Here is a 22251-nt window from a genome sequence, read left to right as displayed (position 1 = left end):
CGGTGCCGGTATGCGCCGTATTATGCCTGCCGCTGCTGCGCCAGGCACTCCAGCAATGCGGCATGCCAGTCTGGCTGGCTGACGCCCCATTCCTGAAGCAGGTGGCTGCAGTCCAGGCGTGAGTTGAGCGGGCGGGTTGCCGGGGTCGGGTAGGCGCTGGACGGGATCGGCTCAAGGGCTGCGCACAACTTGCCGGCCTTGACCAGTTGCTCGCCGATGGCCTGGGCAAAGCCGAACCACGAGGTTTCGCCGCTGTTGGTCAGGTGATAGACACCCCAGGCACCGGGATGGCCGTCGCGCCAACGTTCGATCAACTGCCGGGTGCTGGCAGCGATACTACCGGCCCAGGTCGGCGCGCCGATCTGATCGGCCACCACCGTCAGCTTTTCGCGCTCCTGCAACAGGCGCTGCATGGTCAGCAGGAAGTTCTTTCCGGTCAGCGAATAGACCCAGCTGGTGCGCAGGATCAGATGCTGCCCGCCGACCACGGCAATCGCCTGTTCCCCGGCCAGCTTGCTGCGGCCATACACGCCCAGCGGCTCGGGCGTGTCGGACTCGTTCCACGGGCTGTCCTTGCTGCCGTCGAACACGTAGTCGGTGGAGTAGTGAATCAGCGGGATACCCAGTGCCGCGGCCTCTTCGGCAAAGATGCCGGGAGCGCTGGCATTGATCGCGAAGGCCTGGTCCGGCTCGCTTTCCGCCAGATCCACCGCTGTGTGGGCGGCGGCATTGATGATCAGGTCGGGGCTGACCTCGCGAACCACGGCGCGAATCGATTCGGGCTGGCTGAGGTCCAGGCGATCACGCCCCGCGACGATCAACTCGCCCAGATCCTTGAGGCTGTGTTGCAGCGCCTGAGACACCTGACCGTGTTGACCGCTGATCAGAATCCGCAGCGATCGGCTCATGGGAACAGGTCCGCGTCTTTCAGGGGTTTACCCACCTGATCCTTGGCCGACAGGGTCGGTGCTTCACTCAGGCCCCAGTCGATGCCCAAGTCTGGATCGTCCCAGCGGATGCAGCGTTCGGCTGAGGGCGTGTAGTAATCGGTGGTCTTGTAGAGGAACTCGGCGTAGTCGCTGAGCACCACGAAACCATGGGCGAAGCCTGCTGGAATCCACAGTTGCCGGGCGTTTTCCGCCGACAGTTCGAGACCGAACCATTTGCCGAAATTCGGCGAGCTGCGGCGGATGTCCACGGCGATGTCCAGCACCTTGCCGGCGGTGACCCGCACCAGCTTGCCCTGAGCGTTTTCCACCTGATAGTGCAGGCCGCGCAACACGCCTTTCTGCGAGCGCGAGTGGTTGTCCTGCACGAACGGTGTGGTGATGCCGGTCGCCTCGGCGAACGCCTTGGCGTTGAAACTTTCGTAGAAGAAGCCTCGCTCATCACCGAACACGCGCGGTTCGATGATGAGGACTTCAGGCAACTCGCTTTGAATCACTTTCACTGACTTTCCCCTGCAACCTTGAACAGGTACTGACCGTAACCGGTCTTGCCGAAATAGTCAGCCCGGCGCAGCAGGTGGGCGCGGTCGACCCAGCCGTTCTGGAAGGCGATTTCCTCGAGGCAGGCGACTTTCAGGCCCTGGCGATGCTCGATGGTCTGCACGTATTGCGAGGCATCCAGCAGGCTGTCGTGGGTACCGGTGTCGAGCCAGGCAAAGCCGCGGCCGAAGCGCTCGACGCGCAGGTCGCCGCGCTTGAGGTAGGCGTTGTTGACGTCGGTGATTTCCAGTTCGCCACGGTGGGAGGGTTTGACCTCCTTGGCGATCTGCACGACGTCATTGTCGTAGAAATACAGGCCGGTGACCGCGTAGCTGGATTTCGGCACCTTGGGTTTCTCTTCGATGGACAGCGCATGGCCGTTCTCGTCGAAGTCGATCACGCCGAAGCGCTCCGGGTCCTTGACCCAGTAGCCGAATACGGTGGCGCCGGAGGTCTGGTCGGCGGCGCGCTTGAGCTGATCGCTGAAATGCTGGCCGTGGAAAATGTTGTCGCCGAGGATCAGGCACACCGAGTCATCGCCGATGAACTCTTCGCCGATCAGGAAGGCCTGGGCCAGACCGTCCGGCTTTGGCTGCTCCGCGTAATGGAAATGCACGCCGAACTGGCTGCCGTCGCCGAGCAGGGCGCGGTATTGCGGCAGGTCCAGCGGGGTGGAGATGATCAGGATTTCCTTGATGCCGGCCAGCATCAGCACCGAGATCGGGTAATAGATCATCGGTTTGTCGTAGATCGGCAGCAGCTGTTTGGAAACGCCGAGAGTAATCGGGTGTAGACGCGTGCCGGAACCACCGGCCAGTACGATGCCTTTGGTCATGCGATCAGATCCTTCACGTTGGTGCCCAAGCGTTCACCCTGATAGCTGCCGTCCTGTACGTTGCGGCACCACTCCAGGTTGTCCAGATACCACTGCACGGTCTTGCGCAGTCCGGATTCAAAGGTTTCTTCCGGCTTCCAGCCCAGCTCGCGCTCGATCTTGCCGGCGTCGATGGCATAGCGCATGTCATGGCCGGGGCGGTCGGTCACGTAGGTGATCAGGTCCGCGTAATGGGCCACGCCCTTGCGCTGTTCCGGCGCCAGCTCTTCGAGCAGCGCGCAGATACCGCGCACCACGTCGATGTTCTTCTGCTCGTTGTGACCGCCGATGTTGTACGTCTCGCCGACCTCGCCCTCGGTCACCACCTTGAGCAGGGCGCGGGCGTGGTCCTCGACGAACAGCCAGTCGCGCACTTGCAGACCGTTGCCGTACACCGGCAGCGGTTTGCCTGCGAGGGCGTTGAGGATCACCAGCGGAATGAGTTTTTCCGGGAAGTGGAACGGCCCGTAGTTGTTCGAACAGTTGGTCACCACCACCGGCAGGCCATAGGTGCGCTGCCAGGCACGCACGAGATGGTCCGACGCCGCCTTGCTGGCCGAGTAGGGCGAGCTGGGCGCGTAGGGCGTGGTTTCGGTGAACAGGTCATCGACGCCGTGCAGGTCGCCATACACCTCATCGGTGGAGATGTGGTGGAAGCGGAACGCAGCGCGCTCGGCGTCCGGCAGGTTCTGCCAGTAGCCGCGGGTGGCTTCGAGCAGGCTGTAGGTGCCGACGATGTTGGTCTGGATGAACGCCGACGGACCATCGATGGAGCGGTCGACATGGGATTCGGCGGCCAGGTGCATGATCGCGTCCGGCTTGAAGCGCTCCAGCACCTTGCTCACGGCAGCCTGGTCGACGATGTCGGCCTGGACGAATTCGTAGCGGGTATTGGTGACAATGCTCTGCAGCGATTCGAGGTTGCCTGCGTACGTCAGTTTGTCGAAGTTCAGTACGTCGTGATCGGTGTTGTTGATCAAATGGCGGATCAGCGCAGAGCCGATAAAACCTGCGCCACCGGTGACAAGTATTCGCATAGCCAAACCTTCTTCCCTGGATGGACGTCAAGATAACGAAGCATAGCTTGTGAGCCAGCGCGAACGGGCGCAAGGCACAAAGGCATCTGGAATCCATGAAATTAATTGATTGCCGGGCGCTGATAGCGTCATAAATCCGCCGCGACTGTTTCAGGGGTGTAACGACTACGCTATCTATCGATCCGAACGGGATTTTCTTTACATCGCGCTGTGCGGGGTTGCTTATCGACGCGGCAACTGGCGATATTGCCCGTCCATCCATGCCCTTGGGACCCTGCTCATGCCGCTCGCCACCTTGATTCGCCGATCCAGTCTGCCTTGCCCGCAGGTCAGCAGCGTACAGGCTGCCGAATGGTTGTTGGCGCACTACGGCCTGAGCGGTTCATTGAAGGAGCTGGGCAGCCATCAGGACCGTAATTTCCTGCTCGACACCGGCGACGGACGGCGTTTCGTGCTGAAGATCTGCCACGGCGATTACGCCACCGTCGAGCTGGCCGCGCAGCACGCCGCGCTGCGTCATCTGGCCGATGTACCGCAGGTGCGAGTGCCTCAGGTCATCACGGCCAATAACGGCGAGGATCTGCTGTCGGTCGAGGTCGGCGGTCATGCCGTGCATATCCGCCTGCTGGAATTCATCGACGGCCAGTCGCTGGCTCATCTGGCGCATTTGAGCCGGGACGTGATCACTGGCCTGGCCGAACTGTGCGCGCGGGTCGACGTGGCGCTGGCCGATTTCGAACATCCCGGCCTTGAGCGCATTCTGCAATGGGACCCGCGCCACGCCAGCGCGCTGATCAAGCACCTGCTGCCGGTGATCGCCAACGCCGAAGCCCGCGCCTGCATCGCCGACGCTGCCGAACAGGCCCATGTGCGCCTGCTGCCGCTGGTGGCGGCGCTGCCGGTTCAGGCCATTCACATGGACATCACCGAATACAACGTGGTGTGGGCCCGCGACAGCCAGCATCACTGGCAATTGCAGGGGCTGATCGACTTCGGCGATCTGGTCAGCACCTGGCGCATCACCGACCTCTCGGTGACCTGTGCGGCGCTGCTGCATCACGCCGATGGCGACCCGCTGTACATCCTGCCGGCGATTCAGGCTTATCACGCGATCAATCCGCTGCAAACCGAAGAATTGCAGGCGCTGTGGCCGCTGATCGTCGCTCGCTCGGCCGTATTGGTGCTCAGCAGCGAGCAGCAGGCCAGCATCGAACCGGACAACAGCTACATCCAGGCCAACCTCGCCAGCGAGTGGAACATCTTCGACGTCGCCACTTCGATACCGATGGCACTGATGGAAGCGGCGATTTTCAACGCTGTCGACCCGTTGTCCGCCCATGCCTCCGCTGCCAATGCGCCCCCCGTGGGAGCGGGCTTGCCCGCGAATGCCTTTTCCCCGCTGCTGCCGACGCTGAACGGCCAGACCTTCACCACCGTTGACCTCGGCGTGCTCAGCGAGCATTTCGACGCAGGCAACTGGGAGCAGAGCGGCATCGACGAGCAATTGCTTGCCGAGGCAGCGCAGACCCACGGGGTGACGGCCAGCCGCTACGGTGAATATCGCCTGTCGCGGACCCTGCCGGACAGTGCTCGCGAGCCGGAAACCTGCGCCCTGCATGTCGAGCTGGTGATTCCCGGCGGCACCGCTGTGCATGCGCCTTTTGCCGGCACGTTGCGCTGTACCGCCGACGGTGCGCTGGTGCTGACGGGGGATGATTTCTCCCTGCGTTTGTGGGGCGTGCGCTCGGATTTCGACACCGGGGTGGAGTTCGCGGCAAGTGAAGTGATCGGCCAGAGCGCCGGGCCGTTGATCGTGCAGCTGTGCAGCGAGCCGGACCTGAGCCCGCCGCTGTTTACCACGCCGTCCCGCGCGGCGGCCTGGCAAGCGCTGTGCCCGTCGCCCAAGGCCCTGCTGGGTTTCGATTGCGATGCGCCGGCGCCCGTGGACTCGGCTGCCTTGCTGGCCCGCCGCGACGCCAGCTTCGCCCGCTCGCAGAAGCACTACTATCAGGCGCCGCCGCAGATCGAGCGCGGCTGGCGCAATCACCTGATCGACATGCAGGGCCGGTCATACCTGGACATGCTCAACAACGTCGCGGTGCTCGGCCACGGCCATCCGCGCATGGCCCAAGTGGCGGGGCGGCAGTGGTCGTTGCTCAATACCAACTCACGTTTCCATTACGCCGCCATCGCCGAATTTTCCGAGCGCTTGCTGAAGCTGGCGCCCGAAGGCATGGACCGGGTGTTTCTGGTCAACAGCGGCACCGAGGCCAACGACCTGGCGATCCGTCTGGCCTGGGCCTACAGCGGCGGTCGTGATGTGCTCAGCGTGCTGGAGGCCTATCACGGCTGGTCGGTGGCGACCGATGCCATTTCCACCTCCATCGCCGACAACCCGCAGGCACTCAGCACCCGGCCCGACTGGGTGCATCCGGTGGTCGCGCCGAACACCTATCGCGGTGAAGCCCGTGGCGCCGACAGCACGCCATTCTATCTGCGCAGTGTCGACGCGCACTTGAACCGGCTGAAAGAGCAGGGGCGCCAGCTCGCGGGCTTCATCTGTGAGCCGGTGTATGGCAATGCTGGCGGTATTTCGCTGCCGCCGGGCTATCTGCAACAGGTCTATCAGATGGTCCGCGCCCAGGGCGGCGTGTGCATCGCCGACGAAGTGCAGGTGGGTTATGGCCGTCTGGGGCATTACTTCTGGGGCTTTGAAGAGCAGGGCGTGGTGCCGGACATCATCACCATGGCCAAGGGCATGGGCAACGGCCATCCGCTGGGCGCAGTGATCACCCGCCGTGAAATCGCCGAGGCGCTGGAAGCCGAAGGCTATTTCTTCTCGTCGTCGGGCGGCAGTCCGGTCAGTTGCCGGATTGGCATGGCGGTACTGGACGTGATGGAGGAGGAAAAGCTTTGGGACAACGCCCGTGAAGTGGGCGATCACTTCAAGGCGCGGCTGTCGGCGCTGATCGACAAACATCCGCTGGTGGGCGCGGCCCACGGCTCGGGCTTCTATCTGGGCCTGGAGCTGGTGCGCAATCGCGAAACCCTGGAACCGGCCACCGAGGAAACCACCTACCTGTGCGATCGCCTTCGCGAGCTGGGCATTTTCATGCAGCCGACCGGCGATTATTTGAACATCCTCAAGATCAAGCCACCGATGGTCACCACCCGTCGCAGCGTGGATTTTTTTGTCGATAACGTGTCGAAGGTGCTGAGCGAGCTGGAAGCCTGAGGACAACGGCCAACCCTGTGTAGGAGCTGGCTTGTCCTGCGAGCGGCGACGCAGTCGTCGTAAATCCATACGCATTGGCCGTGTCAGGTACACCGAGTGCATAGGTTTTACGACGGGTTCCCCGCCGCTCGCAGGACAAGCCAGCTCCTACAAGTGATCAGTGCAATCCAGTTGTCATTATTATTCGATTAATATCCGCATTGATCGAAAATTGTGCTGTTTTTGTCGACTGATTTTCCTATAAAGTTCGATTTGTATCGGCTAACAGCCTTCCCCGGTTTTCTGGAGTCTTCACCGACATGACCACACTCAACAGCACACCACGCGCCGACGGCTTTTACATGCCTGCCGAGTGGGCGCCGCAAACGCAGACCTGGATGGTCTGGCCCGAGCGCCCGGACAACTGGCGTCTGGGTGGCAAGCCGGTACAGAGCGCCCATGTTGCCGTGGCCAAGGCCATCGCCCGTTTCGAGCCGGTCACCGTGGCGGTGTCGGCGGCGCAGTACGACAACGCCCGTTCGCGTCTGGATGTGCCGAATATCCGCGTCGTTGAAATCAGCAACGATGACGCCTGGGTGCGCGACACCGGCCCGACCTTCGTCATCAACGATCAGGGCGAAGTGCGTGGCGTCGACTGGGCTTTCAATGCCTGGGGCGGTTTCGATGGCGGCCTGTATTCGCCATGGAACCTGGACGCGGCGCTGGCGAGCAAGGTGCTGGAAATCGAACGCTGCCCGCGCTACGTCACCGAAGGCTTCGTGCTGGAAGGCGGCTCGATCCATGTCGACGGCGAAGGCACTCTGATCACCACTGAAGAATGCCTGCTCAATCGCAACCGCAACCCGCACCTGTCCCGCGAAGAAATCGAAGCGGTGCTGCGCGATCACCTGTCGGTGGAGAAAATCATCTGGCTGCCGGATGGCCTGTACAACGACGAAACCGATGGCCATGTGGATAACTTCTGCTGCTACGTGCGCCCTGGCGAAGTGCTGCTGGCCTGGACCGACGACCCACAGGACCCGAACTTCCCGCGTTGCCAGGCCGCCATGGCGGTGCTGGAAAATGCCCGCGATGCCAAAGGCCGTCCGTTCGTCGTACACAAGATGCCGATTCCGGGCCCGCTGTTCGCCACCGAAGAAGAGTGCGCCGGCGTCGATCAGGTGCACGGAAGCCAGGAGCGCAACCCATCGGTGCGTCTGGCCGGTTCCTACGTGAACTTCCTGATCGTCAACGGCGGCATCATCGCCCCGAGCTTCGACGACCCGCTGGACGAAACCGCGCGGCAGATCCTGCAGCAGCTGTTCCCCGAGCACGAAGTGGTCATGGTGCCGGGCCGCGAACTGCTGCTGGGTGGTGGCAATATCCACTGCCTGACCCAACAGCAGCCGGCACCGCAACGCCGCTGAGTTGGTTCACTTCTTGCTCGCATCGAAGCCCGTCGCATGACGGGCTTTTTTGTGGGTAGCGTTTTCTCGTTTGCCTGAAAAACAAGTGATCCGGGGTGGTTTTCGCGTTACCCGGTTCGTTCGTCTGTAACAAAAGCACCGTAGATTTCGCAGCTCAAGATACAAGAGGTTGTCCTATGAACGCAGGTCATGAGCCGAGTGTGGCTCGAGGTTTGTCTGCGAGCAGTGAAGCACGGCAGATACTGGCGGACTGGTTACGGATGACTCAGGCTCCAAAAACGCAGGCTCCGGATTACCGGACTATGCTGCTGCAACGTTACCCTTCCGGTCTGATCGACGAGGCGGAAATGGAAGCGCTGCTGGGCATTCTCGACAGTTGAACGAGGCGCCTCTCCCAGGTCTGGGGAGGCGTATCCATGCGTGGGTTCGGCGCTCGTCAAATTGACACTGTTACATGCCGCGGATAGCATTCGCGCCTCCACCGCCTGTGGCCAAGCGCCATGTACGTGCATCAGTAGTCCACTGCGATGATTTCGTGCGGGCTTCCGGGACTGTCGACAGCTTCGGGAGACGCAATAACCTGTTCGGTTTTTGCCACAGCGCGCGATCAATCTGCACACAAGGACAACAAGATGAAACAGCGTATCGGCCTGCTCGCCCTGAGCATCTTCGCCGCCAGCCACGCCATGGCGGACGGCCAGGCAGACTCCAACGGCTTTGTCGAAGACAGCAGCCTGAAGGTCAAACTGCGCAACGCGTACATCAGCCGCGACTACAAGAACTCCGGTGGCCCAGGCGCCAACAACACTGACCGTGCCGAATGGGGTCAGGCGTTCATGGCCAACTATTCGTCCGGTTTCACGCAAGGCACCGTGGGTGTCGGCGTTGATGCATTCGGTCTGTACGCTGTGCGTCTGGACGGCGGCAAGGGCAAGAGCGGCGCGGGCGGTATCGACTTCTTCAAGCAGGGCGACAGCGGCAACGCGGCTGACGATCTGGCCCGTTTCGGTGGCGCGATCAAATTCCGCATTTCCAAGACCGAACTGAAATACGGCGACATGATGCCGGAGCTGCCGGTCCTCAGTTACGACAACGTGCGTCTGCTGCCGGAAAGCTACACCGGTACCCTGATCACCTCCAACGAGATCAAGGACCTGACCCTGACGGCGGGCCGCTTCACCGCGCAGACTCGCAAGAGTGCTGAAGGCCGCGACAGTGGCGACCTGAAGAGCATCAACGTCTACGGCGGTAGCTACAAGTTCACCGACGCCTTCAGCGCTGCGTTCTACGCCTCCGACGACGAAGACGTGCTGAAGAAGCAGTACCTGAACCTGAACTACGTCTTCGCCCTGCCACAGGATCAGTCCCTGACCCTGGACTTCAACGGCTACAAGACCAAGCTGGACAAGGACTTCGCGGTCGACGACGCGCGTGACAACAAGATCTGGAGCCTGGCGGCCACCTGGGCCACCGGTATCCACTCGTTCACCATCGCGCACCAGCGCAGCACCGGCGAAACCGGCTACAACTACGGCGGCTACCGCAATGCCGGCGGCACCGGCGACGGTGGCAACTCCATCTACCTGGCCAACTCCTACTGGTCCGACTTCAACGGCAAGGACGAGCGTTCCTGGCAGCTGGGCTATGGCGTGAACCTGTCCACCGTGGTCACCCCGGGCCTGAGCTACAAGATCGCCTACGTGCGCGGCGACAACATCGACGACGGTTCCGACCGTGGCCGTGGTGAAGAGCGCGAGTGGTTCAGCCAGCTGACCTACGTGGTCCAGAGCGGCCCGGCCAAGGACCTGTCGGTTCGCCTGCGCAACTCGATCCTGCGTGTGTCGAACAACGCCGACCAGTACAACCGCCAGGGTAACGAAACCCGTATCTTCATCGACTACCCGATCAACGTGTTCTGATGTTGAACGGCGTCTGAGCTGAAGCGACGACAAACGCCCCGGTCGAGAGATCGGGGCGTTTTTGTTTGCACCGCGCTGAGCCAACGCTGGCCTTGATACCCCTGGAAAATTCAGGCCAGACGCCTGTGTGGGAGGGAGCCCTGCTCGCGAAAGCGTCGTCTCAGTCGATGATGTAGTGTCAGGCCTGACGCCTTCGCGAGCAGGGCTCCCTCCCACAGGTTTGGCTTCAGTCGACATCATTCGGCACATCACCACCGTCTCGGGCGGACTGCTAACATGAGCACCCCGATACTGACCGATCACCACCATGGCCCTCGCCGCACCACCTGACCTCACCGACACAGCCGTCCCCGTGCAGCCGCTGTCGCGCACCTATGCCCGTGGCCATTACACCGAGCCCCATGAACATGACTGGGGTCAGGTGTTGTATGCGATGTCCGGGGTGATGTGGGTCGAGACGCCCCATGAGGCGCTGGTGGTGCCGCCGCAGCGTGCGGTGTGGTTGCCGCCGGGCGTGCCCCATGGCATTCGCGTGGTGTCGGACCTGGAAATGCGCAACATCTACCTGCGTCCGGGGCTGGCGCAGACGCTGGACGCCACGGTGCAGGTGCTGGAAGTCGGCGGGTTGTTGCGGGAATTGATCGTCGGGCTGGTGGCTGAGGCGGACAAGGACTCGCCGTACTACGACGCGCTGGTTGCGCTGGCGCTGCTGGAGCTCAAGCGTGCCAGGCGCTCGGTGCTGAAAGTGCCGATGCCCGACGACAGCGATCGCCGGCTGATGAATCTCTGTCAGGCGGTGATGATCGAGCCCTCCATCGATGTGTCATTCGAGCAGCATGCGGAAAACGCCGGGGCCAGCGTGCGTACGCTGTCGCGGCTGTTTCAGGCGGCGCTGGGCATGGGATTCGCCGAATGGCGGCGGCAGGTGCAGCTGGCGACGGCGGTGGCGGAAATCATCCAGGGCGTGCCGGTGAGCAAGATCGCCCGCTCCATGGGCTATTCGCCGAGCAGCTTCAGCGACATGTTCCGCCGGGCGCTGGGTGTGGCGCCGTCACAGTATCTGCTGGGCGAGCCCTCCGCCTGATCTGCCAGTCTGTCCGAAATTCAGAAGCACTTGGCCGATAGTCCCGTTTCTCCCTCCTTACACTCCGCTCATCGCTGAACGCCGTCGTGCCGCAATGGTGCCGCACGACGCCAGACCCGGAGTCGGTCATGAGCTACGTCATTTCTCTTGCCATTGGTATCGCCGTCGGCCTGCTCTACGGCGCCCTCGATTTCCGTTCGCCGGCACCGCCACTGGTGGCGCTGGTTGGCCTGCTGGGCATGCAGGCCGGTGAAAAGCTCTGGCCGATGGGCCGGCAGTTGCTCGCCAATCTGATGTCCTGAACCACCCGTTTCGCAACCTGGATGACACCCCATGAAAGCACTGCAATTTCCCCGCACCGGCGACCTGGCTGCGCTGCAAGTCGTCGAACTGCCTGTACCCGTGCCGGCGCCCGGCGAAGTCCTGGTACAGATCAAGGCAGCGGGCCTGAACCCCAGCGACGTGAAGAACGTGCTCGGGCGTTTTCCCTACACCACGCTGCCGCGTGTGCCGGGGCGTGATTTTGCCGGCGTGGTCGTCGAAGGCCCGCAGGAACTGATCGGCCAGGAAGTCTGGGGCACCGGTAATAAAATCGGCTTCGAGCGCGACGGCTCCCACGCGGGCTACATCACCTTGCCGGCCAAGGGCGTTGCGCTCAAACCGAAGTCGCTGAGTTTCGTTCAGGCGGCCAGTCTCGGCGTGCCTTACACCACCGCCTGGGATGCGCTGGAGCGCAGTCTGGTCGATGCCAACACACGCTTGCTGGTGATCGGCGCCAATGGCGCGGTCGGCAGCGCGGCGATTGCCCTGGCCAAAGTCCGCGGCGCGAAAGTGCTGGCGGCAGTGCGTCGCCCGGAGCATCTCACGACGCTTCAAGAGCAGGGCTACGACGCGATCCTGCTGGACAAGCCGGAAGACCTCGGCAGCCAGGTCAACGCCGTGTTCGCCGGCGGCGCTGATGTGATTTTCGACACCACCGGCTTCTGGCTGCCGGCCTCGGTTTCGGCGCTGGCGCCATTCGGCCGCATCGCCATCATCGCCGCACCGGTCGACGGCCAGGTGCAACTGCCAGCGCTGGCGCTGTACCGCAAGGGCGGCTCGGTGGTGGGCGTCAACTCCCTGCTGTACGGCGTCGAAGCCTGCGCGCGGATGCTGGAGCAGTTCGGCAAGCTGTTCGACGACGGTTCGCTGCCCTTGCCGACCGGCCTGGTGGAAGTGCCGCTGGAAGAAGGCTTGGCGCGTTATGCCGAAGTGAATGCCGGCGCGACGGACAAGGTCATCTTGTTGCCTTGAAGGTCCCGCCGCCGATTGTGCAACACGGTCGCAAGGCCGGTAGATGACCTGTGGGAGGGAGCCCTGCTCGCGAAAGCGGCAATCCAGTCGCAGCTGTGCTGGCTGACCAACCGCCTTCGCGAGCAGGGCTCCCTCCCACTTTTAATCATTTGTCCAGGCTGGAGAGAGTGGCGTCTGTGAGATCGCTGCCGCCGGCAAGCCGGACTGTTACGGGTGTGTGCCGAACCGAAGTCCATCCGCCACCACCGATCCTGTGGGAGGGAGCTCTGCTCGCGAAAGCGTCAGTCCAGTCAATGCTGTGCTGCCTGACACGCCGCTTTCGCGAGCAGGGCTCCCTCCCACGGCCTTCGGCCAGAAACCCGATAATTGGCATGTATTCGTAGTGGGGCTTACCTCACCGGCAACCCGCGCAGATAATTCTCCTCGATCCGGTCAATGGTGCCGTTGCTCTCCAGCGTATCCAGCGCCGTGCGCAGTTTGTCGACCATCTGCGGGTCGCAGTCCTTCGAACAGGCCAGATACAGATTCGCGGTCATCAGCACCCGACCCATGATCAGCGGCCGATCACTGACCTGTTTCCAGATGTACAGGCTTTCCGGCACGCCATTGAACCAGGCGTCGACCCGGCCCTTGAGCAGCAATTGCGCGGCGTTGTCGCCGATTTTCAGCGGGTAGATCTGCGAGTCGGCAAAGCCTTCCTCACGCAGCCGGGTTTCCTGCGCGCTGCCCAGCCCCACGGCGATCATCTTGAACGCGCTCTTGGCCTCATCGAAGCTATCAACCCGTCGGTCCAGGCTGAAAAAAGCCCGGTCCATGGTCATCAGCGGAGCGATCCAGGTGTAATTGTTTTCCCGGCTGTTGGTGCGCGACAGGGGGGCGATCAGCAGGCTTTCGCCGCTGGCGACATCGCGCTGCGCACGCGGCCACGGGGAGGACACCAGCCTGGGCGTATAGCCGGCCATGGCCATGGCCTTGATGATCACGTCGCCGGTAATGCCGTGCTGGCCGTTCTGGTCGAGCATGGTCAACGGAGGGGCTTCAGCAAAATACACATCGACCGCCGGGGCGGCAGCGGCCATCGACGACCAAGCCAGCAGCGCGCCGAACGCGCCCCGGATACAGCGGAAAATCCATTTCATGGCAGCAATGCTCAAGGTAAATACAGGACCTGCCGAAGCAGGCCGCTTGCCTGGCTCATGACGCGGTCATGACCTTGCCGGGTTCCTTTTCGCCGTCCGTGGCAATCAAGCGTGATCCGAGTCGCCTGTAGCAGGCGATCAGGTCTTGTCGTTTTCGTTGGTATAACGCCCGCTCATCGACCAACCGCATTCCTGCAGGGTGTCCAGCCAATCCTCGTAGGAATCATCAACGCCCAGCAGGTTCATGTACTGGTCTTCGATGTGGCAGCGGAAGGTGGCTTCCTCGACGTTCCATTCCACATCGCGGATATGCCACGCCTGTTGCTCGGGCAACTGGATGCTCAGGCCAATGAAAGGGACGAAAGGCAGGTCCATTTCAAAGAGAAGCTTGGACCACTCCGAGGAAATCTCCTGGGTCTGGTGGCTCCATAAGTACTTGATCAGTCTGACTTTGTGCACGGTGTGACCTACTTTCGTGTATCTGCTTGCGGGCCCTTGGCGCATTGCAGGAAGGCGCTGGCCCGTCGGATGTGTCTATACGTTACTAGATGGCGGCCTGATCGGGGAGGGGGCCAACCGGATACGCCCGATAAGTGTGCGTGATAGCACTGTTGCGGCTTTCAGACAAATCGTCGGACAAGACTGCCGATTTCCGTTTGCCTGTATGCTTGCCGTCGCCCCATGGCCGAGAATTTTCCATGCTGCACAAAAGCCTTATCCGACGTCTCGATCTGATCACCCTCAAGCTGTTCGTTGCCGTGCATGAAGAAGGCACGCTGACCCGCGCCGCTTCCCGCGAGGCGATTGCCACGTCGGCGGCGAGCAAGCGGCTGATGGAACTGGAGGAAGTGCTCGGCATCGGCCTGTTCGTGCGCAACGCCAAGGGCATGCAACTGACAGCGGCGGGCGAAACCTTGCTGCACCACGCGCGGCGCATGCTTTCCGATCTGGACAAGATGGGCCTGGAACTCGACGAACACCTGCAAGGCATGCGCGGCTATGTGCGCATGCTGGCGAACCTGTCGGCGATCATCCAGTTTCTCCCCGAAGACCTGCACGACTTCGTCGCCAGCCACGAGCGGGTCAAGGTCGATCTCGAAGAACGGCCCAGCAACGGCGTGGTGCAGGGGCTGATCGACGGCGTCGCCGACATCGGTATCTGCTCGGAAGACACCGATGTTCAGGGCCTGATCAGCGTGCCCTATCGGCGTGACCAGTTGGTGGTGGTCATGCGCCCGGACCATCCGCTGGCCGGCCGTGAGCGGGTGGCGTTCGAAGACACCCTCGGCAGCGACCACATCGGCCTGCACGCCGCCAGCTCGATCAACATGCGCACCCACACCGCCGCGCGCTCCCACGGCAAACCGCTGCGCGTACGCATTCACGTGCCCGGCTTCGACGCCATGTGCCGGATGGTCCAGGCCAACATGGGTATCGGTGTGCTGCCGCGCAAAGCCTTCGACCTGCTCGGCACACCGCTGGGCCTGACCGCCGTGGCGCTGAGCGACCGCTGGGCCGACCGCACGCTGATTCTGGTGGTGCGCGATGTAGAGGCGCTGTCGCCAGTCAGCCGCCTGTTGTTCGATCATTTGCAGAAGAATCTGCACTAAGTCGTTCGCGTTTCGCGAACGCTACTTGCCTACATACGGCTGGATTCATAAAAGCCCGGTCCTCTAGTCTTGGTTACAAATTCCAAGAAACACTTGAGGTATCCGCTATGACAGGCCCCCTGAACGGTGTGCGCGTGATCGAAATCGGCACACTGATCGCTGCGCCCTTTGCCGCCCGTCTGATGGGCGAGTTCGGCGCCGAGGTGATCAAGATCGAATCCATGGGCCAGGGAGATCCTCTTCGTAAATGGCGAAAACTGCACGAAGGCACCTCGCTGTGGTGGTACTTGCAGTCGCGCAACAAGAAGTCCCTGTCGCTGAACCTCAAGTCCCCGGAAGGCATCGCCATCGTCAAACGTCTGGCCGAGAGCGCTGACGTACTGATCGAAAACCTGCGCCCCGGCGCCCTGGAAAAACTCGGCCTGGGCTGGGACGTGCTGCACGCACTCAACCCCAAACTCACCCTGGTGCGCATTTCCGGCTACGGCCAGTCCGGCCCTTATCGTGACCGTCCCGGTTTCGGCGCCATCGGCGAGGCCATGGGCGGCATCCGTTACACCACCGGCACACCGGGCTCGCCGCCGGCACGAGTTGGCGTCAGCCTCGGTGATTCGCTGGCGTCCATGCACGCCGTGATGGGCGCGTTGATGTCGCTGCTGCGGGTGAAAACCGGGCAGGGCGATGGCCAGATCGTCGACGTGTCGCTGGTGGAAAGCGTGTTCAACGTCATGGAAAGCCTGGTGCCCGAGTACGACATGCTCGGCCACGTTCGCGAGCGCACCGGCGGCGCCTTGCCGGGCATCGCACCGTCCAATACTTACCCAACGGCCGAGGGCGCCTTTGTGGTGATCGCCGGCAACAGCGACCCGATCTTCAAGCGCCTGATGCACACCATTGGCCGCCCAGACCTGGCCGAAGCCCCGGAATTCGCCCAGAACGATGGCCGCGCAGCGCAAAGCGACATGCTCGATGCGGCGATCAGCGCCTGGTCGTCGAGCCTGCCGATCGATGACGTGTTGCAAGCGCTGGAGCAGGCCGAAGTGCCGGCCGGGCGCATCTATAACGTTGCCGACATCGTCGCCGATCCGCATTACCAGGCCCGCGACATGATCCTCGACGCCGAACTGCCCGGCGGCGCCAGCGTGAAGATGCCGGGCATCGTGCCAAAGCTTTCAGACACCCCCGGCTCGGTGCAGTGGCAAGGCCCGGCGCTGGGCCAGCACACCGACAGCGTGCTCGCCGATCTGGGCATGACCGCCGCCGACATCGACCAACTGAAAACCAGCGGGGTGGTGCAATGATCACCGACTATTCCGAACGCCTGATCGTCCAGGAAGTCGCCCCGCGCGACGGCCTGCAGATCGAACCGAAATGGGTCGAGACGGCCGACAAGATCGCCCTGATCGACCAGCTTTCTCTGGCCGGTTTCAGCCGCATAGAAGCCGGTTCTTTTGTTTCGCCCAAGGCCATTCCGGCGCTGCGTGATGGCGACGAAGTGTTTCGCGGCATCCTGCGTCAGCCTGGCGTGATCTATGTGGCGCTGATCCCTAACCTCAAGGGCGCACAGCGGGCCATCGCCGCGGGTGCCGACGAGCTGAATCTGGTGATGTCCGCCAGCCAGACCCACAACCGCGCCAACATGCGCATGCGCTGCGAGCAGTCGCTGAATGCCTTCGCCGATGTGGTGTCGTTTGTTGCCGACACCCCGGCAGACGTCAGGCCGAGCCTCAACGGCTCCATCGCCACCACTTTCGGTTGCCCGTTCGAGGGCAAGATCGATGAAGACCGCGTGCTGCAGATCGTCGACGCCTTTCTGGAACTGGGCCTGCAAGGCATCTCGCTGGCCGACACCACCGGCATGGCCAACCCGCGCCAGGTGCACCGGCTGGTACAGCGCGTGCTGACGCGGATTCCGGCGTCGGCGCTGACCCTGCACTTCCACAACACTCGCGGCCTGGGCCTGAGCAACGTGCTGGCGGCGTATGAAGCCGGTGCGCGGCGTTTCGATGCGTCGCTGGGCGGCCTCGGTGGTTGTCCGTTCGCCCCGGGCGCGTCGGGCAACATCTGCACCGAAGACCTGGTCAACCTGTGCGAAGAGATCGGCATCGAAACCGGCATCGACCTGCCGCACCTGTTGCAGATGTCCCGTCGTCTGCCCGCGCTGCTCGGTCACGAAATGCCGGGGCAAGTGGCCAAGGCCGGACGCAACTGCGACCTGCACCCGACGCCGGAGAATCTGCCGGAGTAATGCCAACGCAACCCCTGTAGGAGTGAGCTTGCTCGCGATGCGTAATGTCAGACACCGAATTTGTAACTGACCGAACGCGATCGCGAGCAAGCTCACTCCTACAGAAACGAACGACCACGCCACCACGGGTGTTCGTCCAGACAACAAAAACAATAGGGCGCCTTCAGGGCCGCTCAACTGGAGTCAACGTCATGTCTATCTCTGTTCTGAACCCGGACAGCAGCCTCGCCGAGGTTGTCAGCGCCGAAAAAGCCCTGATCCGCAAGGTTGCCTGGCGCCTGATGCCGCTGATCATGGTCTGCTACCTGTTCGCCTTCTTCGACCGCATCAACATCAGCTTCGCCAAGTTCCAGTTGCAGACCGACCTGAGCCTCAGCGACACCGCCTACGGCCTGGGCGCGAGCCTGTTCGTGATCGGCTACGTGCTGTTTGAAGTGCCGAGCAACATCATGCTGTACAAGGTCGGCGCCCGCCGCTGGATCGCCCGCATCATGATTTCCTGGGGCATCGCCACCGCGCTGATGGTGTTCGTCAACGCCGACTGGCAGTTCTATGTGCTGCGTTTCATCATCGGCGCGATGGAAGCCGGTTTCGCACCAGGCGTGCTGTTCTATCTGACGCTGTGGTTCCCGCAGACTTACCGTGGCCGCATCACCTCGCTGCTGTTCCTCGCCTCGGCGTTTGCAGGCCTGATCGGTGCGCCGATATCCGGACTGGTGCTTGGCCATCTGGACGGCGTCATGCAGATGCGCGGCTGGCACTGGCTGTTCCTGCTCGGCGGCGTGCCGTGCGTGGCGCTGGGCGTGATGGTGCTGGCAATCCTCAAGGACCGTGTCAGCGACGCACACTGGCTGACCGATGCGGAAAAGACCTACCTCTCCAGTCGCATTGCCCACCATGAACCGCACAAGCATGGCGGCTCGTTGCTGACAGCACTGAAGCTGCCCGGCTTCCTCATGCTCGGCCTGATCTACTTCCTGATCCAGGTGGCGTCCTACGGCCTCAACTTCTGGGCGCCGCAACTGATCCGCAGCGCTGGCGTGGAAAGCCCGGTGATGATCGGCCTGCTCACCGCCATTCCGTACATCTGCGGTGCCATCGCTATGGTCGTGGTCGGTCGCCTGTCCGACGCCAGCGGCGAGCGTCGCAAGTTCGTCTGCGGCCTGGTCGTGCTCGGTGCCATCGGCTTCTTCAGCGCCGGCATCTTCGCCCAGCACACCAGCCTGCTGATCCTGTCCCTGGCCATGCTCGGCGGCGGCATCGTCGCCTCCATCCCGGCCTTCTGGACCCTGCCACCGAAACTGCTGGCCGGCGCCGGTGCAGGCGCAGCCGGCGGCATCGCCCTGATCAACACTCTCGGCCAGTTCGGCGGCATCGTCAGCCCGGTCATGGTCGGCAGCATCAAAGACCTCACCGGCAGCACCACCCCGGCGCTGTACGTCATCGGCGTCACCAGCATCATCGCCGCCGCCCTACTGCTGTGGGGCCTGCCAGAACGCCTGCGCACCCTCGACAAAAACGAGCGCTGAGTTTCCCGCAAAATCCCGCCCGCCGACGAACCCACGCATTCGTCGACGGGCGGGTTCTTGCGGGTTTTGCCGAGATTCACCCAACAACACAAAACCCCGTGGGAGGGAGCCCTGCTCGCGAAAGCAGCAGTGCCTGACCCGATGCCACCGCCGGCAAGCCGGACTGCTACGGGTTTGGGTTGTGCCGAAATCTACCCGACACCACAAAACCCTGTGGGAGGGAGCTCTGCTCGCGAAAGCGGTCTGTCAGCCAATACAACAGTGCCTGACCTGATGCCACCGCCGGCAAGCCGGACTGCTACGGGTTTTGGTTCTGCCGAAACCCACTCGACACCACAAAACCCTGTGGGAGGGAGCCCTGCTCGCGAAAGCGTTGTATCAGTCAACACAGCAACGCCTGACCTGATGCCACCGCCGGCAAGCCGGACTGCTACGGGCTTGGGTTGTGCCGAAATCGAGCCGACAACACAAAACCCTGTGGGAGGGAGCTCTGCTCGCGAAAGCGGTCTATCAGTCAACACAGCAGTGTCTGATCTGACGCTTTCGCGAGCAGGGCTCCCTCCCACAAGTACAACATGCCCCGAATAATCAATTGTCCTGCGCACAGCCCTGAGCAATGGTCCGGTAATCCACCGCCTGCTTCTGACCCATCGAATCCAGATAAGTCAGCCGCGCATTCACCACACCGCAAGACGCCGAACCTTCGTTCACCGACACCACCTTGGCGATGTCCAGGTGATCACCGTACATGTAGCTGTGCGCATCCGCCGCATTGGCGCCGACAGCGCCCAGGCTCAGAACGGCAAACAGGGAAGCGAGGCTGAGGTTTTTCCAGTTCATGACGTGACTCCTTGCGTTGAGTGGGTAACCGTTTTGAGACGCTGTGTGCCGTCTCGATGGGTCCCATTTAACGCCCCGCACGTATACCGGATGTGTCGCCGAACCGGGGGAAACGCATCCGTGCGTATCCGTTACAGGTGTAGATACACAGAGGTACATTTCCCGCCGTGCACTGATCCCATCAGACTTTGACCGGCGCTGGCTTATGACAGGCTTGTGAAATTCCGGTACTAAAATGCTGATTATCTAAGTCGGATAGTAGATTTCCGGTACTAAATTGCCGGAATTCAGGAATTTGACTATCTTTGTCGGCATCATAGTTCCGATTGCGGTATACCCATGGCAGAAACCCTCACCTTGCAAACCTGTGTCGACGGCCAGTGGTACGACGCGGCGTTATTGTCTGTCGACGATCCACAGGCCGTTGAAAGGTCGCGCTGCACGCTGGCTTACGACAACCAGTATCTGGTCGATTTCATTGACCGGATAGGAACTGCGTTTACGCCTGCCGTCAGCGTGAATGCGCCATTGAACTGGGATGCTGTCGACAGCCTGGGTTATCCCGCGTTCATCTACGACATCGTGCCGGCCGGCGCCGCGCGTAGATCCCTGCAAAGGCGGTTCGGCGACGAAAAGCCCGACGGCATGAGCATGGACTTTTTCCTGCTCAAGCGCTGCACGCCGTCGCCGATCGGGCACCTGCGCATCAAAGAGTCATTCGAGTACATCGACCAGACGCGCCAAGAGCCCTTCGCGCGCCAAGAGGTGGTCGAGAGAACCAACGACTTTCTGGAGTACGCCTATGAGTCCGGTGCGGCGCTGGGCGGCGCGACCGGCGCGCAGGGCGAAGCGCCGAAGCTGATCATGGTCGAGGACGGCGCGGGCGACTTGTACGCCGATGCGATGCTGGCCGATGAGCAGGCACACCGTCATTGGTTGGTGAAGTTTGCCCGCAACCAGGTCACCGAGCGCGACAAGAACATCCTTCGCGCCGAGTATCACTATTACCGGGCGATCGCCGAGCTTGGCCTGAATACCGTGTCCACGGACGGGCTCGCATTGGAGGAGGCCGAGAAGCCGAGCCTGTGGATGCCGCGTTTTGACAGGCGCATCGAGCAGGGCAGGGTGGAAAGGATCCCCATGGAGTCCGTCTATTCCGTGTGCGAAAACACCGAGCCTGGCTCGAGCATGCGCCACGAAGACGTGATCGGTCGGCTGGTACAACTGTGGCGTGGAGCGGCGCAGGACAACGAACTGGAGGAACTGGTGTTTGAATACCTGCGCCGAGACCTGCTCAATCGAGTGCTCGGCAACTCGGACAACCATGGCCGCAACATGGCGATTTTCAGGCATCAGAGCCGCTTCGAGCTGGCGCCGATCTACGACCTGGCGCCCATGGTGCTCGATTCGGAAGGCATCACTCGCGTCACCAAATGGGCCTCGGAACACATGGGCAACCCGGACTGGAAAACCATCTGCGACGGCTTCTCGCAGATCGTCAGCCCCGACGTCCTGTTCCAGCGCCTGCGCGATGCCGCCGACGTCTTCCGCGCCCTGCCAGACCTGCTGACCGGCTTGCCGGAAGAAGTGAGAAACGCCCAATCCATCCCGCTGAACAACCTGGACAGGCGCCTGACCGAATGGGGGCTCAGATGAGCACAGTGACGCCCGAAAAGCGCAGAAAGCTGATCGACGACATCATGCAGCAGCATGCGATGGGAAACGAAACCCTCGGCACCGCGATTCGCCGGTTGCGGCTCGAAGTGACCGGCTTCGACCAGGACACGTTCGCCGCCATGTGCAACCTGTCGACCAAAGCGCTGTACCAGATCGAAAAAGACAAAGGCAACCCGACCCTCGGCACCCTCGAATCCATCCTGCGCAAGTTCGGCCTGCGGCTGGGGCTCATGTCCCTGGGCAAAACCACTTACACGCCGCCCTTGGGGCAGCCGGAGCAGCCGCCTGTAACACCAAGCCGTGGCGCCAACCCAAAGCGCAAGCGCCCGCTCAGCCCGGCGGCGAGACTGTTAGAGAAGATGAACAAACTTGAAGGCCGAGAGGACGATTGAGCCTTCACCGACTAACGTGCGCACTGCCCATCGACTTGGGCGTGCGCACGATATTGGCCGTGGGTGAGCGCCAGAATCAGTTGTCCTGAGCGCAACCCTGAGCAATGGTCCGGTAATCCACCGCCTGCTTCTGACCCATCGAATCCAGATAAGTCAGACGCGCATTCACCACACCACAAGACGCCGAACCTTCGTTCACCGACACCACCTTGGCGATGTCCAGGTGATCACCGTACATGTAGCTGTGCGCGTCCGCCGCATTGGCGCCGACAGCGCCCAGGCTCAGAACGGCAAACAGGGAAGCGAGGCTGAGGTTTTTCCAGTTCATGACGTGACTCCTTGCGTTGAGTGGGTGACCGTTTTGAGACGCTGTGTGCTGTCTCGATGGGTCCCATTTAACGCCCCGCACGTATACCGGATGTGTCACCGAACCGGGGGAAACGCATCCGTGCGTATCTGCCAGGGCGGCAGATACACAGCG

At 62.2% G+C, this 22251-nt stretch carries 21 protein-coding genes; 13 read left to right on the top strand and 8 right to left on the bottom strand.

What is annotated here, in order from left to right; translation table 11 throughout:
- Window positions 1–20: 20 nt before the first annotated feature.
- From rfbD to rfbB, 4 genes are read right to left on the bottom strand one after another with little or no spacing between them, the layout of a single operon-like run.
- The gene (gene rfbD, locus ACIPL0_RS01930; RefSeq protein WP_400594227.1) at window positions 21–908 is read right to left on the bottom strand and encodes a dTDP-4-dehydrorhamnose reductase; all 888 of its coding nucleotides are present in this window, start codon (window positions 906–908) and stop codon (window positions 21–23) included.
- On the bottom strand, window positions 905–1450 hold the full coding sequence (gene rfbC / locus ACIPL0_RS01925) for a dTDP-4-dehydrorhamnose 3,5-epimerase (protein WP_400594230.1): 546 nt from the start codon (window positions 1448–1450) through the stop codon (window positions 905–907). Before rfbC ends, rfbD begins: the two co-directional genes overlap by 4 nt.
- Entirely contained in the window at window positions 1447–2322 is an 876-nt protein-coding gene (gene rfbA / locus ACIPL0_RS01920) for a glucose-1-phosphate thymidylyltransferase RfbA (protein WP_400594233.1), read from the bottom strand. The genes rfbC and rfbA overlap by 4 nt, the downstream gene beginning before the upstream one ends.
- Complete coding sequence (gene rfbB, locus ACIPL0_RS01915; RefSeq protein WP_400594236.1) at window positions 2319–3398, bottom strand: dTDP-glucose 4,6-dehydratase; 1080 nt, start codon at window positions 3396–3398, stop codon at window positions 2319–2321. Before rfbB ends, rfbA begins: the two co-directional genes overlap by 4 nt.
- Window positions 3399–3678: 280 nt before the next feature.
- Here rfbB and ACIPL0_RS01910 point away from each other — a divergent pair, with 280 nt between their 5' ends.
- The 7 genes from ACIPL0_RS01910 to ACIPL0_RS01880 all read left to right on the top strand — a co-directional run bounded on the left by ACIPL0_RS01910 (window position 3679) and on the right by ACIPL0_RS01880 (window position 12335).
- On the top strand, window positions 3679–6633 hold the full coding sequence (locus tag ACIPL0_RS01910; RefSeq protein WP_400594239.1) for an aminotransferase: 2955 nt from the start codon (window positions 3679–3681) through the stop codon (window positions 6631–6633).
- Window positions 6634–6932: 299 nt separating this feature from the next.
- Window positions 6933–8039 (top strand): agmatine deiminase, encoded by a 1107-nt coding sequence (gene aguA, locus ACIPL0_RS01905; RefSeq protein WP_400594242.1) that lies wholly within the window; start codon window positions 6933–6935, stop codon window positions 8037–8039.
- Between the two features lie 176 nt (window positions 8040–8215).
- Complete coding sequence (locus tag ACIPL0_RS01900; protein WP_400594245.1) at window positions 8216–8419, top strand: hypothetical protein; 204 nt, start codon at window positions 8216–8218, stop codon at window positions 8417–8419.
- A gap of 252 nt (window positions 8420–8671) precedes the next feature.
- On the top strand, window positions 8672–9958 hold the full coding sequence (locus tag ACIPL0_RS01895; RefSeq protein WP_400594248.1) for an OprD family porin: 1287 nt from the start codon (window positions 8672–8674) through the stop codon (window positions 9956–9958).
- 307 nt (window positions 9959–10265) lie between these two features.
- Window positions 10266–11042 (top strand): AraC family transcriptional regulator, encoded by a 777-nt coding sequence (locus ACIPL0_RS01890; RefSeq protein ID WP_400594251.1) that lies wholly within the window; start codon window positions 10266–10268, stop codon window positions 11040–11042.
- Window positions 11043–11170: 128 nt separating this feature from the next.
- Complete coding sequence (locus ACIPL0_RS01885; protein WP_400594254.1) at window positions 11171–11344, top strand: DUF1427 family protein; 174 nt, start codon at window positions 11171–11173, stop codon at window positions 11342–11344.
- A gap of 31 nt (window positions 11345–11375) precedes the next feature.
- Window positions 11376–12335 carry a zinc-binding alcohol dehydrogenase family protein gene (locus ACIPL0_RS01880; RefSeq protein WP_400594257.1) on the top strand — a complete coding sequence of 320 codons (960 nt, stop codon included), beginning with the start codon at window positions 11376–11378 and terminating at the stop codon, window positions 12333–12335.
- A 389-nt stretch (window positions 12336–12724) separates the two neighbouring features.
- On the opposite strand, the gene ACIPL0_RS01875 is transcribed toward ACIPL0_RS01880, so the two are convergent.
- Both ACIPL0_RS01875 and ACIPL0_RS01870 read right to left on the bottom strand, forming a co-directional pair.
- A complete protein-coding gene (locus ACIPL0_RS01875; protein ID WP_400594260.1) occupies window positions 12725–13474 on the bottom strand; it encodes a substrate-binding periplasmic protein in 750 nt (249 codons plus the stop codon).
- A 138-nt stretch (window positions 13475–13612) separates the two neighbouring features.
- A complete protein-coding gene (locus tag ACIPL0_RS01870) occupies window positions 13613–13933 on the bottom strand; it encodes a hypothetical protein (protein WP_400594262.1) in 321 nt (106 codons plus the stop codon).
- Window positions 13934–14172: 239 nt separating this feature from the next.
- On the opposite strand from ACIPL0_RS01870, the gene ACIPL0_RS01865 reads away from it, so the two are divergent.
- The 4 genes from ACIPL0_RS01865 to ACIPL0_RS01850 all read left to right on the top strand — a co-directional run bounded on the left by ACIPL0_RS01865 (window position 14173) and on the right by ACIPL0_RS01850 (window position 18861).
- Entirely contained in the window at window positions 14173–15084 is a 912-nt protein-coding gene (locus tag ACIPL0_RS01865) for a LysR family transcriptional regulator (RefSeq protein WP_400594265.1), read from the top strand.
- A gap of 107 nt (window positions 15085–15191) precedes the next feature.
- Entirely contained in the window at window positions 15192–16385 is a 1194-nt protein-coding gene (locus ACIPL0_RS01860; RefSeq protein ID WP_400594268.1) for a CaiB/BaiF CoA transferase family protein, read from the top strand.
- The gene (locus tag ACIPL0_RS01855) at window positions 16382–17332 is read left to right on the top strand and encodes a hydroxymethylglutaryl-CoA lyase (RefSeq protein ID WP_400594271.1); all 951 of its coding nucleotides are present in this window, start codon (window positions 16382–16384) and stop codon (window positions 17330–17332) included. The genes ACIPL0_RS01860 and ACIPL0_RS01855 overlap by 4 nt, the downstream gene beginning before the upstream one ends.
- A gap of 191 nt (window positions 17333–17523) precedes the next feature.
- On the top strand, window positions 17524–18861 hold the full coding sequence (locus tag ACIPL0_RS01850) for an MFS transporter (RefSeq protein WP_400594274.1): 1338 nt from the start codon (window positions 17524–17526) through the stop codon (window positions 18859–18861).
- Between the two features lie 588 nt (window positions 18862–19449).
- Here the strand turns inward: ACIPL0_RS01850 and ACIPL0_RS01845 are convergent.
- A complete protein-coding gene (locus ACIPL0_RS01845) occupies window positions 19450–19701 on the bottom strand; it encodes a DUF2790 domain-containing protein (RefSeq protein ID WP_400594276.1) in 252 nt (83 codons plus the stop codon).
- Window positions 19702–20040: 339 nt separating this feature from the next.
- Here ACIPL0_RS01845 and ACIPL0_RS01840 point away from each other — a divergent pair, with 339 nt between their 5' ends.
- Window positions 20041–21357 (top strand): type II toxin-antitoxin system HipA family toxin, encoded by a 1317-nt coding sequence (locus tag ACIPL0_RS01840; RefSeq protein ID WP_400594278.1) that lies wholly within the window; start codon window positions 20041–20043, stop codon window positions 21355–21357.
- Complete coding sequence (locus ACIPL0_RS01835; protein ID WP_400594281.1) at window positions 21354–21770, top strand: helix-turn-helix domain-containing protein; 417 nt, start codon at window positions 21354–21356, stop codon at window positions 21768–21770. Before ACIPL0_RS01840 ends, ACIPL0_RS01835 begins: the two co-directional genes overlap by 4 nt.
- 76 nt (window positions 21771–21846) lie before the next feature.
- Here the strand turns inward: ACIPL0_RS01835 and ACIPL0_RS01830 are convergent, their stop codons facing one another.
- Window positions 21847–22098 carry a DUF2790 domain-containing protein gene (locus ACIPL0_RS01830; protein WP_400594276.1) on the bottom strand — a complete coding sequence of 84 codons (252 nt, stop codon included), beginning with the start codon at window positions 22096–22098 and terminating at the stop codon, window positions 21847–21849.
- Window positions 22099–22251 lie beyond the last annotated feature (153 nt).

Source organism: Pseudomonas sp. NPDC090208 (assembly GCF_044746785.1).
GTDB lineage: Bacteria > Pseudomonadota > Gammaproteobacteria > Pseudomonadales > Pseudomonadaceae > Aquipseudomonas.
The sequence above is the reverse complement of the archived record's forward strand: the minus strand, read 5'-3'. Positions and strand labels throughout refer to the sequence as shown.

Coding starts and splice junctions, on each gene's coding strand:
- ACIPL0_RS01835 (WP_400594281.1), top strand. CDS start 21,354: ATGAGCACAGTGACGCCCGAAAAGCGCAGAAAGCTGATCGACGACATC.
- ACIPL0_RS01875 (WP_400594260.1), bottom strand. CDS start 13,474: ATGAAATGGATTTTCCGCTGTATCCGGGGCGCGTTCGGCGCGCTGCTG.
- ACIPL0_RS01910 (WP_400594239.1), top strand. CDS start 3,679: ATGCCGCTCGCCACCTTGATTCGCCGATCCAGTCTGCCTTGCCCGCAG.
- ACIPL0_RS01845 (WP_400594276.1), bottom strand. CDS start 19,701: ATGAACTGGAAAAACCTCAGCCTCGCTTCCCTGTTTGCCGTTCTGAGC.
- rfbA (WP_400594233.1), bottom strand. CDS start 2,322: ATGACCAAAGGCATCGTACTGGCCGGTGGTTCCGGCACGCGTCTACAC.
- ACIPL0_RS01865 (WP_400594265.1), top strand. CDS start 14,173: ATGCTGCACAAAAGCCTTATCCGACGTCTCGATCTGATCACCCTCAAG.
- ACIPL0_RS01855 (WP_400594271.1), top strand. CDS start 16,382: ATGATCACCGACTATTCCGAACGCCTGATCGTCCAGGAAGTCGCCCCG.
- ACIPL0_RS01885 (WP_400594254.1), top strand. CDS start 11,171: ATGAGCTACGTCATTTCTCTTGCCATTGGTATCGCCGTCGGCCTGCTC.
- ACIPL0_RS01880 (WP_400594257.1), top strand. CDS start 11,376: ATGAAAGCACTGCAATTTCCCCGCACCGGCGACCTGGCTGCGCTGCAA.
- ACIPL0_RS01890 (WP_400594251.1), top strand. CDS start 10,266: ATGGCCCTCGCCGCACCACCTGACCTCACCGACACAGCCGTCCCCGTG.
- ACIPL0_RS01840 (WP_400594278.1), top strand. CDS start 20,041: ATGGCAGAAACCCTCACCTTGCAAACCTGTGTCGACGGCCAGTGGTAC.
- aguA (WP_400594242.1), top strand. CDS start 6,933: ATGACCACACTCAACAGCACACCACGCGCCGACGGCTTTTACATGCCT.
- ACIPL0_RS01860 (WP_400594268.1), top strand. CDS start 15,192: ATGACAGGCCCCCTGAACGGTGTGCGCGTGATCGAAATCGGCACACTG.
- rfbB (WP_400594236.1), bottom strand. CDS start 3,398: ATGCGAATACTTGTCACCGGTGGCGCAGGTTTTATCGGCTCTGCGCTG.
- ACIPL0_RS01900 (WP_400594245.1), top strand. CDS start 8,216: ATGAACGCAGGTCATGAGCCGAGTGTGGCTCGAGGTTTGTCTGCGAGC.
- ACIPL0_RS01830 (WP_400594276.1), bottom strand. CDS start 22,098: ATGAACTGGAAAAACCTCAGCCTCGCTTCCCTGTTTGCCGTTCTGAGC.
- rfbD (WP_400594227.1), bottom strand. CDS start 908: ATGAGCCGATCGCTGCGGATTCTGATCAGCGGTCAACACGGTCAGGTG.
- ACIPL0_RS01850 (WP_400594274.1), top strand. CDS start 17,524: ATGTCTATCTCTGTTCTGAACCCGGACAGCAGCCTCGCCGAGGTTGTC.
- ACIPL0_RS01895 (WP_400594248.1), top strand. CDS start 8,672: ATGAAACAGCGTATCGGCCTGCTCGCCCTGAGCATCTTCGCCGCCAGC.